The sequence below is a fragment of the Rhodococcus sp. F64268 genome, assembly GCF_023015605.1.
GTDB lineage: Bacteria > Actinomycetota > Actinomycetes > Mycobacteriales > Mycobacteriaceae > Rhodococcus.
The window spans coordinates 650,074-665,938 of the sequence record NZ_JALKAI010000004.1; the positions used below are offsets into that span (position 1 = coordinate 650,074).

The 15,865-nt window shown below is 63.9% G+C and carries 15 protein-coding genes; 7 read left to right on the forward strand and 8 right to left on the reverse strand.

Annotation, left to right across the window (positions count from 1 at the left end; all coding sequences use genetic code 11):
* The first annotated feature begins 103 nt into the window (after positions 1–103).
* A complete protein-coding gene (locus MWU77_RS13440) occupies positions 104–1,606 on the forward strand; it encodes an aldehyde dehydrogenase family protein (RefSeq protein WP_281499322.1) in 1,503 nt (500 codons plus the stop codon).
* Between the two features lie 87 nt (positions 1,607–1,693).
* Positions 1,694–2,920, forward strand: coding sequence for an amidohydrolase family protein (locus MWU77_RS13445; RefSeq protein ID WP_169689538.1), 1,227 nt, complete (start codon positions 1,694–1,696; stop codon positions 2,918–2,920).
* A 45-nt stretch (positions 2,921–2,965) separates the two neighbouring features.
* On the opposite strand, the gene MWU77_RS13450 is transcribed toward MWU77_RS13445, so the two are convergent.
* The 6 genes from MWU77_RS13450 to MWU77_RS13475 form a co-directional block, all read right to left on the reverse strand.
* Entirely contained in the window at positions 2,966–3,739 is a 774-nt protein-coding gene (locus tag MWU77_RS13450) for a TetR/AcrR family transcriptional regulator (RefSeq protein ID WP_169689539.1), read from the reverse strand.
* 153 nt (positions 3,740–3,892) lie between these two features.
* The gene (locus tag MWU77_RS13455) at positions 3,893–4,084 is read right to left on the reverse strand and encodes a ferredoxin (RefSeq protein ID WP_247273933.1); all 192 of its coding nucleotides are present in this window, start codon (positions 4,082–4,084) and stop codon (positions 3,893–3,895) included.
* Between the two features lie 34 nt (positions 4,085–4,118).
* On the reverse strand, positions 4,119–5,870 hold the full coding sequence (locus tag MWU77_RS13460) for a class I adenylate-forming enzyme family protein (protein ID WP_247273934.1): 1,752 nt from the start codon (positions 5,868–5,870) through the stop codon (positions 4,119–4,121).
* Positions 5,863–7,395, reverse strand: a complete 1,533-nt coding sequence (locus MWU77_RS13465) for a class I adenylate-forming enzyme family protein (RefSeq protein ID WP_247273935.1) — start codon at positions 7,393–7,395, stop codon at positions 5,863–5,865. Before MWU77_RS13465 ends, MWU77_RS13460 begins: the two co-directional genes overlap by 8 nt.
* Positions 7,395–8,228, reverse strand: a complete 834-nt coding sequence (locus MWU77_RS13470) for an enoyl-CoA hydratase/isomerase family protein (protein ID WP_169689543.1) — start codon at positions 8,226–8,228, stop codon at positions 7,395–7,397. The genes MWU77_RS13465 and MWU77_RS13470 overlap by 1 nt, the downstream gene beginning before the upstream one ends.
* Positions 8,229–8,264: 36 nt before the next feature.
* Entirely contained in the window at positions 8,265–9,086 is an 822-nt protein-coding gene (locus MWU77_RS13475; protein ID WP_247273936.1) for an enoyl-CoA hydratase/isomerase family protein, read from the reverse strand.
* 119 nt (positions 9,087–9,205) lie between these two features.
* On the opposite strand from MWU77_RS13475, the gene MWU77_RS13480 reads away from it, so the two are divergent.
* From MWU77_RS13480 to MWU77_RS13490, 3 genes are read left to right on the forward strand one after another with little or no spacing between them, the layout of a single operon-like run.
* The gene (locus MWU77_RS13480) at positions 9,206–9,889 is read left to right on the forward strand and encodes a hypothetical protein (protein ID WP_247273937.1); all 684 of its coding nucleotides are present in this window, start codon (positions 9,206–9,208) and stop codon (positions 9,887–9,889) included.
* A 55-nt stretch (positions 9,890–9,944) separates the two neighbouring features.
* A complete protein-coding gene (locus MWU77_RS13485; RefSeq protein ID WP_247273938.1) occupies positions 9,945–10,841 on the forward strand; it encodes an enoyl-CoA hydratase/isomerase family protein in 897 nt (298 codons plus the stop codon).
* 19 nt (positions 10,842–10,860) lie between these two features.
* Positions 10,861–12,072 (forward strand): cytochrome P450, encoded by a 1,212-nt coding sequence (locus tag MWU77_RS13490; protein ID WP_247273939.1) that lies wholly within the window; start codon positions 10,861–10,863, stop codon positions 12,070–12,072.
* Between the two features lie 121 nt (positions 12,073–12,193).
* Here MWU77_RS13490 and MWU77_RS13495 read toward each other — a convergent pair whose 3' ends face one another.
* Both MWU77_RS13495 and MWU77_RS13500 read right to left on the reverse strand, forming a co-directional pair.
* Positions 12,194–13,336: a thiolase family protein gene (locus MWU77_RS13495; protein ID WP_169689548.1), complete on the reverse strand. Its 1,143-nt coding sequence runs from the start codon at positions 13,334–13,336 to the stop codon at positions 12,194–12,196.
* Positions 13,333–13,770, reverse strand: a complete 438-nt coding sequence (locus MWU77_RS13500; protein WP_169689549.1) for an OB-fold domain-containing protein — start codon at positions 13,768–13,770, stop codon at positions 13,333–13,335. Before MWU77_RS13500 ends, MWU77_RS13495 begins: the two co-directional genes overlap by 4 nt.
* Before the next feature lie 140 nt (positions 13,771–13,910).
* Between MWU77_RS13500 and MWU77_RS13505 the strand changes: the two genes are divergently transcribed.
* Entirely contained in the window at positions 13,911–14,750 is an 840-nt protein-coding gene (locus MWU77_RS13505; protein ID WP_169689654.1) for an amidohydrolase family protein, read from the forward strand.
* 43 nt (positions 14,751–14,793) lie between these two features.
* Positions 14,794–15,861: an acyl-CoA dehydrogenase family protein gene (locus MWU77_RS13510; RefSeq protein ID WP_169689550.1), complete on the forward strand. Its 1,068-nt coding sequence runs from the start codon at positions 14,794–14,796 to the stop codon at positions 15,859–15,861.
* Positions 15,862–15,865: the final 4 nt, after the last annotated feature.

The following is a 15,865-nucleotide window of genomic DNA, read 5'->3' on the forward strand; positions in this document are numbered from 1 at the left end:
TCAGCTAACCCGTCACATGAACTATGAGCCAGACTGTAATGTATACGGCAACTCTTGCGGTAGGGTTCGGTCCTGGGAGATTCACAGTCGAACGGGGATTGCGATGAGCACGATCGAGGACCTCGACCGCACAACACCGAGCGATTCCGGCGGGGAGTTGTCGCGCATCCTCGCTCTGCAGCGGGATGCGTTCGTCGCCGACGGGTTTCCGTCGGCGGAGATACGGCGCCATCGCATCGACCGGCTTGTCGCACTCATGCTCGACAACGCCGATGCACTCGTCGATGCGCTGGTTCGGGACTTCGGCAGTAAATCGCGGATCGGCACGATGTCGATGGAATTCGTCGGCATCATCGACGCGATCGAGCACACCCGCGCGCACGTGGCGAAGTGGATGAGAACCGCGCCGCTGATGCGAGTGGGACGACTGGCAGGATTGCGCGCCGAGGTGGTGCCGTCGCCACTCGGGGTCGTCGGAATCATCGGGCCCTGGAACTTTCCGCTCCATCTCGTGATCATGCCCGCAGCGGCAGCGTTCGCGGCGGGAAACCGGGTGATGATCAAGATGTCCGAGATCACCCCTGCAACCTCCGACCTGTTCGCCTCGCTCGTTCCGAGGTACTTCGACGAGGCGGAACTGTCCGTCGCGACCGGCGGCGCCGACGTAGGTGCTGCATTCTCGGCTCTCCTGCTCGACCATCTCTTCTTCACCGGTTCGCCCGATGTCGGGAAGCGTATCCAGGCCGCGGCAGCGCAGAATCTGGTGCCGGTCACGCTCGAACTCGGCGGAAAGAACCCCGTCGTGGTGGGGCCACGTGCACATGTAGAGCGGGCTGCCGAACGAGTGGCTCTCGGGCGCATGGTCAACGGCGGTCAGGTCTGCATCTGTCCCGACTACGTGATGGTGCATGAGAGCGAGGCCGAAAGATTTTCCACGGCAGTGCTGTCCGCGTGGCGTAAGAGATTCCCCACCATGATCACCAACCCGGAATATCCCTCGTGCGTCAACCCCGCGAACTACGGTCGCGTGGTGCATTTGATCGACGACGCACGATCCCGAGGTGCGGTCGTGCAGTCGGTCGCGCCGAGCGGTGAACGGCTTCCCGATCCGGAGACGCGCAAAATTCCCCCCACCCTCGTGTCGTGTGTCTCGGACGACATGCGGATCACCCAGGAGGAAATCTTCGGTCCGGCGCTGATGCTCCTCACCTATCGCGATCTTTCCGAGGTTGCCGACTACGTGAACACGCACCCTTCACCGCTCGTCGCCTACTGGTTCGGGCCTGATGACGAGGACTTCCGCAGGTTCGTTCGTAGTACCCGCACCGGTGGGGTGGCGCGAAACGAGTTCGGAATTCACATGCTTCCGGCTGCCGCGCCGTTCGGTGGTGTGGGGAACAGCGGGATGGGCGCCTATCACGGCAAGGCGGGTTTCGACACGTTCAGCCACCACAGGTCTGTCGTGGGGACAGATCTCCCGTTCATGCTCGCGACGTCGAGCGCTGTACCGCCGTTCGGGTGGGTGCCGCGCGCGATCGTGTCACTGACGATGCGGATTGCCCGACGCCGCAGCGCAAAGCGCCTGCGGGGCAACATACTGTATTGACAACAGTAAGGGTGTAGTCTGGGTTCGACGCGGGGGTTGATCTGCGCGCGCACCGTGTACTGAAACTTCGACCGGAGGTGAACGACGATGACCGTCGTGTCCGAGAATTCAACCCGCATCGACGAAGTCGTGTACGACCGGCCTGTCGACTGCGACAACCACTACTACGAGAAGATCGATGCATTCACACGGCACCTCGATCCTGCATTCAAGGATCGCGGCATCGAAGTGATCAAACGTGGCACCCACACCGAATTACTGGCCGGTGGAAAGCTTTTCGAGTTCGTACCGAACCCGACATTCGATCCTGTGATCGTCCCCGGAGCGCTGGACCTGCTGTTCCGCGGGCAGGTCCCGGACGATGTCGACCCGCGAAGCCTGATGAAGGTAGAGCCGCTCAACCCCGCCTACCAGGATCGCGACGTTCGCCTCGACATGATCGAGCAACAGGAAATGTCAGGGGTCATTCTGCTTCCGACGCTCGCATGCGGTGTCGAGGAGGCGCTCAAGAACGACATCCCCGCAACCATGGCGAGCGTGACGGCATTCAACAAGTGGCTGGACGAGGACTGGGGATTCAACTACAAGGGCCGCATCTTCTCCGCGCCCATGCTGGCGCTGGCAGACCCCGACGAGGCCGTCGCGGAAATCGACAGGCTTCTCGAACGCGACGTGAAACTCGTCTACATCCGTCCCGCGCCGGTGCCCGCCGGCCACGGGACATCGAAGTCGCTGGGCGACCTGACCTACGACAAGGTGTGGGCGAAACTGGAAGAAGCCGATATTCCGGTCGCGTTCCATCTCAGCGACAGTGGATACAACGGCTCGATCGCACGAGCGTGGGGTGCGCCGGAACGGTTCGTGCCGTTCAAGACGTCGAACCCACTCGCGAACATCGTCGTCTCCGATCGCGCCATTCACGACACCATGGCGAGCTTGATCCTCGGCGGTGTGTTCACACGCCATCCGAAGCTGCGCATCGCCAGCATCGAAAACGGTTCGGACTGGGTGCAGCTGCTGGTCAAGCGACTGAACAAACAGGCGAACCAGACCCCGTGGGCATTCACGGAGGCGCCGGCCGACACGATCCGTCGGCATCTGTGGGTCGCGCCGTACTACGAGGACGACGTTCGAGCGCTGGCCGACCTCGTCGGTGCAGATCGCGTCCTGTTCGGTTCCGACTGGCCGCACGGTGAAGGCCTCGCGAAGCCGACGGATTTCGTCGAAGAACTGGACGATTTCGACGAGACCGAGAAGGACGCGATCATGCGTACCAACGTTCTCGACTACCTGGGTATCTCGTACACCCGCTGATTCCGGGGAGTGTGTGCTCGCCCCCGGCGAGCACACACTGCTCTCCTATTCTGCGGGCGCGGTTTTTGCCCGGGATGCGCGCGCGGTGGTCTTCTTGGTCTTGCTCGCAGCCGGCTTCTCCTGCTCGAGGAGTCGGCTCGTGTAGTCGAGGATGCAGTTGAGGCCGTACTCGAAGTTGTAGTCGTTCGGTGCCCCGCCGACCCGGCCGCGTGCTGCGGCTTCCGCCAGAAGCGGTGTGCTGTCCGGGGTGATGACCAAATTCTCGTAGTACGCCTGCGATGTCGGGTCGTACTTCTTGCCGCGCTCCTGCAAACGTGCGAGCACGACGGATCCGCGCACATGTAGCTGGACGGCCGAGTACGCGTCGAATGCGTCGTCGAGCGACAGCCCGCCCTTCACGAGATCGGCGATGATGTGCTCGATCTCGCGCGCGCCCAACGTGGCGTTTCGGGGGCTGAGCGACGATCTGATGAGGATCAGGTCGCAGAGGATCGGGTTCTCCAGGAAGGCTTTGCGCGCCGCGTGCGCGTGATTGTAGAGACGCTCCCGCCAGTCCGAACCCGAGTCGCCCATCACGGCCTCGACCTGCATCTGCTCGAGGGCGCGATCGGTCATCGCATTGAGGAGCTCGTCCTTCTTGCGGAAGTACCAGTAGATGCTTGTGACGCCGACCCCGAGGTGCTTCGCGAGCTGCGGCATGCTCAGATTGTCGACCGGGATCTCCTCGGCGAGTTCGAACGCGCCGGCGATGATGTCCTCGGGGTTGATGGATCCGCGCTCACGCCGTTCGCGTTTCTGAGGTTCTACTTTTCGCGCCATTGCTCTCCGACTTCCGTCCACAGTTGATCCGCAGAGTCGGGCAGCGCAGGCCTGGAGCGGCCCGCGGTAGTACGGACTGCCGGTGGCACCGAGTGCTGCCGACCCCATGGTGGCTCACTGTAGCTCATACCGGAACACCGCCGGGAAGTCAGCTCATTCGATGGCACGCAGTGCAGCAGAGGGACAGTTGTTCACTGCTGTGCGCAGATCCGATTCGTCGCAGGAAGACGCGGCCTCGTCATCGATGATCACGTAACCTCCGTCGCCTACCTCGAACACGTCTGGCGCGGTGGCCTCGCACAAGCCGTGTCCGACGCACCTGTCGCTGTCGACTTCGACACGCATGTGTCACTCCTTTCCGGATCGGTGGAATTCAGGTTCAGTACGCCATGAACAGAATCTCGTCGCGGCTGTACTCGTGGTCGGGGTGGCGTTCACCGAGGTGCTGCCGCACCTTCTCGACGAGATCGTCCTCGTCGGTACCGCGCACGTACTCGCCGCATGGGCAGGTCAATCGTTTCTTCATGTCGTCCTTTCGCTCTGGTCGGGCTGTGGTTTGTGCATTGCCGGTCGTCAGTAGGTGCCGAAGTCGAGTCGCGTCGACTTTCCCTGTGCCTCCGCGCGGAATGGTCTCGTCCGAATCGAGTACGAGCCACACCGTCGGAACCTTGAACGAACTCAGCAGTTCTTTTGCTGCCGAGCGTAATTCGGACGGATCGAACGGGCGTGAGCAGATCACCGCGGCAGCCACTCGTGGGCCGGTGTCGTCGCCGACCTGCGTGACGAAGGCGTTGTCCACTCCGTCGATCCTTTTCAAGGCCGCCTGAACCTCGCTCGGATACACGGTAGCTCCGCTGACCTTGAACATGTCGTCGATCCGTCCGCAGTAGAAGAGGAAACCCGCATCGTCGATACAGCCGAGATCGCCCGTGGGATAGAAGCCGTCGGGTGTGAAGACATCCTCGCGGCTGCGGCCGCAGATACCGTGCAGGACATGCGGTCCTCGGACCTCGATCCGGCCCTCTCGGCCGGTGAGCGCCTGCGTGCCCGATTCGATGTCTGTGATACGGACTTCCATGCCGTCGAACGGTATACCGCAACTGCCCCAGGACGGTCGCGGCATATCGGTGTCCAGGGGGTAGCCGGCGTAGGGTCCGAAGGTCTCGGTCATCCCGAACAGATTCGCGCGAGATCCGGGTTCGCCGCGTTCACCGACAGGTAACAGTGCAGCGAGGCTGCCGGGTCGCAACGACGAAAGGTCGGCTCCCGCTTCGTCGACCGCGCGCGCCAAGGCTTCGGCCTGGTCGGGCCACCCCCGGAACAAGGTCACCCGTTCTCGTTCGAGGAGTTGCAGGGTCGTGGCGGCCACCGGTATCTCCTCGGTGACGAGGGTGGCGCCTGCCATCAGCGCCGAGAGGATCCCTGCACCGAAACCCCCGACCCAGAAGAACGGCATCGGCAGATAGAGCCGGCTGTCGGAGGTGATGCAGCGAACGGCCAAGCCGGAGGCGACGGCACCGAGTGCACTGCCGTGTGAGTGCATGACGCCTTTGGGTGCACCGCTACTTCCGGAGGTGAAGACGATGACCATCGTGTCGGACGGCGCCACGGCGTCGCCCATGGCAGTGGCAACCGTGTGAGAACGGGCCTCCGGCTGCGTGTCGAGTAGGTCCGCGACTCGCCAGATCCTCCGCAGGGACGGTAGTTCGGGGTCGAGAACATCGCGCGGTTCGAGTTCGGGCAGTCCGATTTCGGCGGCGAGGGCGTCGAGGTAGCGGCGACCGCGGAACTCGTCGACGGTGACGAGGTGGGCGATCGACGCGGTCCGGATCTGTGCGCGGAGTTCGGCTCCCGTGAGCAGAGTGCTCAGCGGAACCAGTACGGCGCCGATCCGAGTGATCGCCACGGCGATCTGCACCCACCCGGTGTTGTTCGGCATGATCAGCCCGACTCGGGTGCCTGCGCTGACTCCGCCCTCGATGAGTGCTGCGGCGATGCGGAGCGTGGAGGTGTCGAGTTCGCGGTAGCCGACCCTGTTCACCGGGTCCACCACCATGTCCTTCGTCGGTGTTTCGGATGCCCGTGTGCGGAGCAGCGACGCTACCGTGGCCCCCGGGGGAAGATCAGGCATGCTGCGCCCCGTCCTCCGCGAGCGCTTGTGTGAGGAGCCGGCTGCGGACGGCTGTGAGGTCTGCTTTGCCCGAGGGGGTGCGCGGGATGGTGTCGACGACTGCGATCGCGGTCGGAATCTCGTAGCGGGCGAGCCGGGTGGACAGGTAGACCACCAGATCGGCCGACGTGACGTGTGCATCGGGGCGGGGTTCGACCATGGCAACGGGAGTTTCTCCCAATCGCTCATCGGGGCGACCGACGACAGCGGCGTTCTCGACCGCGGGGTGGGTTTCGAGTGCTGTCCGGATGGCGTCCGGCATGATCTTGAATCCGCCTCGGATGATTGCCTGGTCGGCGCGACCGTGGATCCAGAGGAACCCGTCGGCATCGATGCGTGCGAGATCGGTGGTCCGCATCCACTCCGTTGCCTCGCCGCGTTGCGCGGGTTTGACCTCGAGCAGCCCGACGGTGTCGGTATCGACCTCGGCCCCGGACTCGTCGACGACGCGCAGCAGAGAGCCGGATTCGGCGCGCCCCACGCTCCCTCGCTTCGTCGACCAGTATTGCCGGTGATCGGCGAGACTCCATCCGGCCACACCACCGCCGAACTCCGTTGCGGCATACGACGTCAGTACCGGGATACCGAACTTGTCGGTGAAGGCGTCGGCGTCGTCTGCCGACAGCGGGGCGGTGCCCGAGGTGACCACCCGGAGACTCGAGAGGTCGTCGCGGGTGAGATCGGAGTGCAGCACCATCCGTAGTGCCGTCGGGACGAGGGAGACGGCGCGGGGGCGGTGTCGGCGGACCGCGTCCGCCCATGCTGCGAGTTCGAACCGTGGCAGGAGAACGTACGGTCGTGCCGCGACGATGCACTGCAACGTTCGATACACCCCGCCGATATGGACGAGTGGCGCGTTGACGATCGCAACACCCGAGCTGAGCTTGCGGGGAGGCGTGTCGCCGGCCGTGGGAGGCCCGAGCACACTGTGGACGAGCATGTCGTGGGTGAGTTCGACGCGCTTGGGGGGTCCGGTGGTGCCGCTGGTCAGCATGAGGACCGCCGTCCCGGGGCGGTTCTCGGATGGTCCCGGGCGTTCGGTTGCGGGCACGACTTCGGGTTCGTGCGAGACCTCGCCGACCGTCACCGTGGTCGTACCGGGCGGCCTGCCGACGAGCGCGCCGAGGTCGTCGGCCTCACCGATGACCACGGGTAGGCCCAGCTCCGCGATGTCGGTGCGGGTCCGCTCGTCCCCGCGCGACGGGTTGACGACCACGAGGCACCGCCCGGAGAGCAGCACTCCGAGGAGCGTGGCCACATGCACGGGGCGGTTGCGCAGCAGCACGCCGATTCCCGCTCCATCGGCGGGACCGTACTGTCGACAGATCGTGTTGATACGGTCGGCGAACCGGGCAATCTGTGCCCACGTGACCCATTCACCGTCGTACTCGATCGCGCCTGCGCCGGGATCGAGGCCGAGCACGGCCGCGATGCGGCGGGTGAGCCGGTGGTCGGTGACGGCTTCGCCGAGCACGGTTCGGGTCATCAGCGAATCCTCGGTGAGTGTGTGACGCGGGATGCCTGCGTCTCGGGGTCGCGGGTGGCGAGTTCGTCCTTCGCGATCGGATTGCCGAGTCGTGTGTAGATCAGGCCTTGATCCATCGCTGCCCGATACGGCTTGTCGAGGGATTCCCAGATGGCTTTCACGGTCCCCTGCGTTGCCGTCGGGGGCTTGGCTGCGATCCCGGCAGCGATCTCACGAGCGCGTGTCCACAGTTGTTCGCGCGACGTGATTTCGGTGACGAGCCCGATTCGGAGGGCCGTCTCGGCCCCGACACGCTCGTCGTTGCCCATCAGTGCGATCCGCAGGGTCTCGGCGAGACCCACGCGGCGCATCAACCCGACGGGTTCGAGAGCGGAGACCAACCCGGCCGAGACATGAGAGTCGAAGAAGGTGGCGTCTTTGGAGCAGATGACGACATCGGATTCGTTGACGAAGTACAGCGCGCCCGCCGTGCACATTCCCTGGACGGCGCACACCACGGGCTTCCACATCTTCTGCCATTTCGGGCTGAGAAGCTCACCCGGATCCTCGTGGTTCCAGATGTTGTCGGGTTGACCGTAGGAGGACTTGATGTCGAGGCCTGCGCTGAACGCGCGGTCACCGGCGGCGCGCAGGACCACCGCGTGCACCCGCTCGTCGAACTTGACGATGCGCCACGCCTCGCGCATCTCGTTGCACATCGTGCGGTCGAACGAATTCAACCGATCCGGTCGATTCAGAGTGATCGTGGCGACGTGTTCGTCGGAATCGACCTCGAGGAGGATCGTCTCGAACTCGGGAATCGTCGACTCGTCGACGGTCGTCGGTTGTGCCATTGCGGGTCTCCGATTCTCGATCAGGTCGGCTGTGGGCTATCGGCCACGGAATTCGGGTTCGGAGCGCTCCTTGAACGCGCGTAGTCCCTCTTTGAAATCATCGGTACGACACGCCAACTCCAGCGAGTAGAGCTCCTGGTTCATGGCGTCGGTCAACGACGTCGTGTGACTGCGGTTGATGGCCTGCTTGGCGAGGCCGAGGGCAACGGTGGGGCCGGACGCGAGCCGATTCAACAGTTCGGATGTGGCAGCGTCGAGGTCGGCTCCCGGAGTCGAGCGGTAGATGAGGCCCCAGTCGCACGCGTCGGATGCGCCGATCTTCTCGCCGAGCAACAGCATCTGCTTTGCCCTCGCCGTTCCGGCGAGTCGAGGGATGAGCCAGGTGGCGCCCGAGTCGGGGCTGAACCCGCGCGTGATGAACGGTTCCCAGAACACCGCGTCGTCGGCTGCGACCGTGAAGTCGGCTGCGAACGCGAGGTTGCAGCCCAGCCCAACGGCCCACCCGCGGACAGTGCAGACCACGGGTAGGTGAAGGTCGTGGACCAGCTCGACGATGCGGTGAGCCTGGTGAGGGACACGGCGCACCAGATTCCCGGCGCGCGGTCGGGGCGCATTCTTCCGGTTCGTCGCGACCCAGTCGGCGCCGCCGCAGAAGTTCGGGCCGGCACCGGTGATGTGCACCGCGCGGAGCGAATCATCGTGTGCCGCCTCGGTGAGTTCGCGGATGAGAGTCTGCACCATCGCGGGGTTCAGCGAGTTGAGTGAGTCGACGCGATCGAGGGTGAGTCGCAGGATCTGCCCGTCGTGTTCGACGCGCACTTCACCGGATCTTCCGGGCGAACCGTCTTCGTTCCTCACCGTGGCAACCACCCCTCACAACCTATACTGTTACGTATACGGTATGTAGTACCGTTGCGTTCTACACAAGTTAGCAAGGAACCCGGGCCGACGGAACCGGGTCGGCCGAAAGAGACGCAATGACCAGCAATGAGGTGGAGCCGACATCCCACCCGGGCGGACGCTATGTTCCGGGGCGGTTCGGCGAGGCACCCCTGCCGCAGACGCAACAAGCTGCGGCGTCACTCCGCAGGCTCACCGGGTTGCTGCTGTCGCTCGAACACGAACACGACGTGGTCGACGAGATGCTCACCCGCTTCGCGGAGTGGGAGCAGATTCTGGCAGCGGCCGTGCCGGCCAGTTCTCGGCTCCGCCGCGCCGACGACCTCAGCGGCGAGCGGCGTATCTACCTCGACCATGCCATCGACATCGGCGCGTTCAACCCGACCTTTCCCGAATACGAACTGCGGACGTTCGACACCGACACCGCGTCCGGTACGGTGAATTTCCCCGTGGTGTATGAGGGGCCACCCGGTCTCGTCCACGGTGGATTTCTCGCAGTGTTCTTCGACTGCGTAATCCAGCAACACAATTGCGAGGTCGGCGTCGCGGGTAAGACGCGCTTGCTCAGCATCCGTTACCGGCGACCCACTCCGTTGCTCACCACGTTGGATTTCGATGTCGTCCGCCGGACCACCGAGCGAGGCCTCGTGTCCGAAGCACGTCTCATCCGGGAGGGCGAGGTGTTGTGTGTCGCCGAACTCGACTCGGTTGCGAAGCAGATCGATCACCTGGAGACCACGGGTTTCGGCTGTCGCCGATGACGCGGCATCCGACCGTATCTCGCCGCAGGAACACACTATTCGGAAGGATTGTCAGATGACCGAGGCCAGTGCGTCCGACGGCAGAGTGCTGTTCGACATCGATCGCGATACCCGAATCGCAACCGTCACATTGAACAATCCGGCGCAGCGGAACTCCTACGACCAGGCGATGCGCGACGACCTCGCGCGGTATCTGGACATCGTTGTCGACGACGACGACATCACCGTCGTGCTGCTACGGGGAGCCGAAGGCGTGTTCAGCACGGGTGCAAACATGAACAACGCCTACGGTTGGTACGGCGACGGCAATGGTGATACTCCGATGTCCGAGAAGCGCAGGCCGAGTCAACGGCGCCGCTTGACGGTGGACCGCAAGACCTTCGGCTTCTATCACGAGTTCCTGGGCTTCCCGAAGGTCACGGTCGGTGAGATCAGCGGATTCGCGCTGGGCGGCGGATTCGAGATGGCCCTGATGACAGACATCTCGGTCATCGCGCGCGATACGCGAATCGGCATGCCTGCGACACGCTTCCTCGGTCCGGCGCTCGGGAGCCTGCACATGTTCTTCCATCGCCTCGGCCCGGTCCTGGCGCGACAATTGCTCCTCACCGGTGACATCGTGACCGCGGAGTCGGTCGAGCATCGCGGTGTATTCACGGAAACCTGCGAGGCCGCACATGTGACGGCACGCGCACGGTACTGGGCGGAGAAGGCCGCGAAGATGCCTGCCGACGGGGTCGTCATCGCCAAGGAAGCATTCCGTCTGGTCGAACAGAGTCAGGCGTACCAGGGCGAGGAGGTCGCGAGCTACCTCTTCCACGCATTCGGCACCAATCTCCAGTTCGCCTCCGGCGAGTTCAATTTCGTGAAGACACGCGCCCAGCACGGGACGAAGGACGCATTCCGTCTACGTGACGAGCACTTCCACGTCCCGGAACCGGACCTGACGTGAGTTCCCACAGGAGGATTCAGTGACCCACACGAAGCTCGTCTTCGACCCGTTCTCGCAGGAGTTCTTCGACGGTCCGTACGACACCTACGCCCGGATGCGCGACGAGGCCCCCGTCTACTACAGCGAAGAATACGACTTCTATGCGCTGAGCCGGTACGAGGACGTCGCCCCGGCGTACCGAGATTTCGACACCTATTCGTCGGCGCGGGGGCTCGATCTTGCCACCGTTCGCAAGGGCGAGATCTCCTCGTTCAAGTCCATCATCGTCCTCGACCCGCCCGAACACCGGCACATGCGACGTCTCGTGAGCAAGGTGTTCACTCCTCGTGCGATCAACGACCTGCGTGAGATGGTCGACGCGCAGATCGTCCGCTTTCTCGACCGTGTGGATCCCGCGGGTTTCGATATGGTCCAGGACTTCTCGGCATACTTCCCGATGGAGATCATCTCGGAGATGCTCGGTGTCCCACAGGAGTACCGGACTCAGTTGCGTCTGTGGACCGATACGTCGCTGCACCGCGAGATCGGTCAGATCGAGATGAGCGAGGCCGGAACCGACGCCGTCGTCGAAGTGATGCGCTTCTACTATGGGCTCGTCAAAGAACGTCGTGAGAATCCCCAGGACGACATGATCAGCAAGCTCATCGCGGCCGAGATCGAACGCGACGACGATCAGCCTCCGCAGTTGACCACGATGGAGATCGCGATGTTCGCGTCGCTGCTCGGCGGAGCCGGAGCGGAGACGGTCGCCAAGCTGATAGGTGGGGCGCCGGTGACGTTTGCTCGACATCCGGACCAGTGGGCCCAGCTGCGCGAGGACCGCTCCTTGATTCCGGATGCGGTCGAAGAACTGCTGCGTTTCGAGTCGCCGAATCAGTACAACGTGCGGTATTCGATGCGCGATGTCGAACTGCACGGGGTCACCATTCCCGCAGGCAAGCCGGTGTTCCTGCTGCTGGGATCGGCGAACCGCGACCCAGCTGCGTTCGAGGACGCCGACGTGTTCGACATCGAGCGCGATCGTTCAGGGCCGCCGAGTCTCGCTTTCGGCCTGGGAATCCACAGTTGCCTCGGGGCAGCGCTCGCGCGGATGGAAAGCGCCCTTGCTCTCGGCCGTCTACTCGATTTCATGCCGGAGTTCGACGTCGACTTCGATAACTGCACCCGCGTGAGCATGCAGAACGTGGCGGGGTATGACCACGTGCCGGTCAGGGTTCGCACCCGGCGGTAGCGACGCGGACAGTGATCACAGGGCGAGTAGACAGAAACAACCTTCCCGGAAGGTTGTTTCTGTCTACTCCCGCTGTGAGGTGTGATCGCGTCTAAGCGGACACGGCCTATGTGGACACTGCCTATGTGGACACGACGGTCGCGCCGGCGGTGCCCGGAGCACCGTAGAGCAGGGCGAATCCTGCAGTCGGTCTGCCCGGAACCTGACGTGGGCCTGCGTCGCCGCGCAACTGGAGAACGAGTTCGTGCAGCTGTCGAAGGCCGGAGGCGCCGATGGGTTCGCCGTTGGCGATCAGTCCGCCGTCGGTGTTGACCGGGAGGCTTCCACCGATCTCCGTGGCGCCGTCAGCGATGAGCTTCTCCTGGTCGCCGTCGGCGCAGAAGCCGGCTTCTGCCATGTGGATCACCTCAGCACCGGCGTCGGTGTCCTGGAGTTGGACAACGCCGACGTCCTGCGGCGCGATCCCAGCGGCTTCGAAGGCAGCGCGAGAGGCGAACACCGACGGCGACGGGACTTCCTCGACGGGCGCATAGGTGGTGTTGACCTCGTACGCGCCGTAGGTCCGCGTGCGCACTTCCACCGAACGCACATAGATCGGCTTCGAAGTGAAACGGTGGGCGATGTCTGCCCGGCACATGATCACCGCGGCTGCACCCTCGTCCGGTGCGCAGAACATGTAGTGCGTGAGCGGGTAATTGAGCATCGGAGAATCCAGGATCTGCTGCTCCGATATCGGCTTTCTCCGAAACGCGTTCGGGTTGTCCACACCGTTCCGATAGTTCTTCGCGGCGACCTTCGCCAGGGTACGCACGGAGATGTCGTGATCGTGCAGGTACCGGTTCGCCTTCATCCCGAAGAACTGTGTGGTGAGGTACTGTCCGTTCTCGCCGTACCAGGAGGGCATCCCGACCAGGGTGGGGTCGACGGTGAAGGCGCCGCGGGGGTGCTTGTCGAGTCCGATGGCGATGCCGATGTCGTACTTGCCGAGCCGGATCGCATCCGCGCATGCCTCGGTGGCGCTTGCCGCCGTGGCGCAGGCGTTGAAGACGTTGGTGAAGGGGATCCCGGTGAGTCCCATCAGGCCCACGATCGCGTCGGGATTCGCGACCTCCCAGCTGCCACCGACGGCGAACTGAATGTCTTTCCATTCGAGACCGGCATCGGAGAGGGCTGCGCGGACGGCATCGGTGCCCATCTCCATCGCTGTCTTGTCGAATCGCCCGAAGGGATGCATCCCGACTCCGATGATGGCTACCTCGTTCATTGCGATACTCCCTTCGGATCGATCGGCCGGAACGCGAAAGTGAGGACTTCGTCGCCGTTCTCGTCGTGTCCGAGCGGAATCATCGTCAGTTCCACCTCCATGCCGAACTCGAGGACCGCCGGGCTGTTCTGGGTGAGCCGCCCCTCCACTCGGACCACGTCGCCCAACTGCACGAGTCCGACGCCGAACGGCACGAATGTCTCAGGAGTCTCGTCGCCGAGATACGGCGCGCCCGGAAGGAAGCCCTGCGTGGTCCAGGCGACGAGTGTCCCCGTGCGTGGCAGCGCGACGTCCGTCATCTGATCGCGGCTGCATCGGGGGCACAGCGGCTGCACGGGGAAAACCGTAGCGCCGCAGTCGTCGCACGTGCTCGCGAGGAGTTGTGGTCGGTCGTCGGGCCAAGTCGATATCTCTGGGGCGATTGCTCTCTGCACGGTCCGTCCTCGGGTTGCTGGCACTGGCAATGGTGGCGTGCGGGCCACCTGGTCAGATATTGCGGTATATCATACCGATAGGTATACAGTAGGAGCGGTTATCGCGCGATCGTCCACACTTCCGCATGAACGGAGTTCATATGCCGCGCAAGGTCATCGACTGTCTGGTCAACGTCCACTTCGGGGAGACGGAGACGCAACCGAAGTGGATGACCGCGGTCCGCGACAATTATTTCAAGGGACCGAAGTCGATGTTCGAGGCCGTCGACATGTCGCAACTGCTCGACGAGATGGACGAGATGGGCGTCCAGAAGGCGATCTTGATGGACTCCCTGGTCACGCCACGCGTGACCGCCCGGAAATTCGCCGAGGCCCACCCGGAACGGTTTTCCCTGGCGATGGGGGTCGGCAGTCTGCTCCGGCCGATCGGGATGTTGCGCGAACTCACCGCGGTAACACAGGGCCTGCCGGTCAGCTACGCCGCGATCGGACCGAGTTTCTGGGGCGACGGTGACTACCCGCCCAGCGACGCGGTCTACTACCCGCTGTACACGAAGTGTGCCGAAATGGGCCTGCCGCTGTGCGTGAACACCGGGATCCCGGGCCCGCCGCTCCCCGCTGAAGCACAGAACCCCATACATCTCGACAAGGTGTGCGTGCGCTTCCCGGAACTGAAACTCTGCATGATCCACGGAGCGGACCCGTGGTGGGACGTCGCAATCCGAATGCTGATCAGATTCCCGAACCTGAGGCTCATGACATCGGCGTGGTCGCCGAAGCGGCTGCCGGAGAATCTGCTGCACTTCATGCGGACACGAGGACAGAACAAAGTGATCTTCGCATCCGACTGGCCGGTTCTTACGCAGCGCAGGATCGTTCCCGAAGCGCTCGAGCTCGATCTACCCGAGGTCGTGCTCGACAACTACCTGTTCAACAACGCGGAGGAATTCTTCTTCGGCGACCGGGAGCCCCTCACCTGATCTCGGCACGAGCCTGATCTCGACAAGACACAGAGGAGTAGAGATGGATCGGTACGAGCTACGGCGCGAGGACTACAGCCTGAGCGAGGACCAACTGGATCTGCAGAACGCGTATGCGAGGTTCTTCGAGACCCATTGCACGATCGATACGGTGCACGCAGCCGAAATCGACGGGCTCGATCGCGTGCTCTGGGAACGGCTCTGTTCGACCGGTGCCACGACGATGGCCCTTCCAGAGGACGCAGGTGGCGACGGAGCGACCCTGGTCGATCTGACGCTGGTCGCCGAGGAAGTAGGCCGGTACTTGGCACCCGTGCCGTGGATCGACCACGTCTGTGCCGCACGTCTGTTGGCGCGTCTGGACGTCCAGGACCTCGGTGCGATCGCATCGGGGAAGCGAATCGTCGGGCTCGACCCGCACCTCGGCGCCTTGTCCGGCCCGCGATTGATACCCACCGCGTCGGTCGCCGACGATCTCATCGTCCGCGACGGCGACGACATCGTGCTTCTCACGTTCGACCCCGCTCCGGACCGGGTCGAGAATCTCGGGAAGCTTCCGATGGCGTGGGTCGACCCCGCCGAGGCAACTCGCAGGACCCCTCTTGCATGCGGGCCCGCTGCCCTCGAAGAATTCGATCGAGCTCTCGCCGAATGGCGTCTGCTGACGGCCTCGGCTCTCGTCGGGTTGGTGGAGCAGTCCATGCGTATCGCGGCCGAGTTCGCCAAGTCGCGCTACACACTGGGAGTTCCCATCTCGTCGCTGCAGGGCATCTCTCACCCCTTGGCGAATATGGCGATCACGGTCGAGGGTGGCCGGGCGCTGGCACGCAAGGCAGCGTGGTTCCTCGACAACGAGCCGGAGGTGCGCCCCGAGCTTGCCGGAGCCGCATTCGTTTTCATGGCCGACGAGGCGTCGCGCGCAGCAACGATGTCGGTACATGTTCAAGGCGGTCTCGGAGTATCCACCGAGGCCGCGGCAAGTTCGTATCTGGTGCGGGCGCGGGGCTGGTCGCTGGCGGGCGGAGATCCGGCCGACACCGCCCGACACGTTGCTCGGATCGTGGCGGCGAAGCGGTCGGCGAGTGCTCATGCGGCTCCGGTCGCGGTGTAGAGGA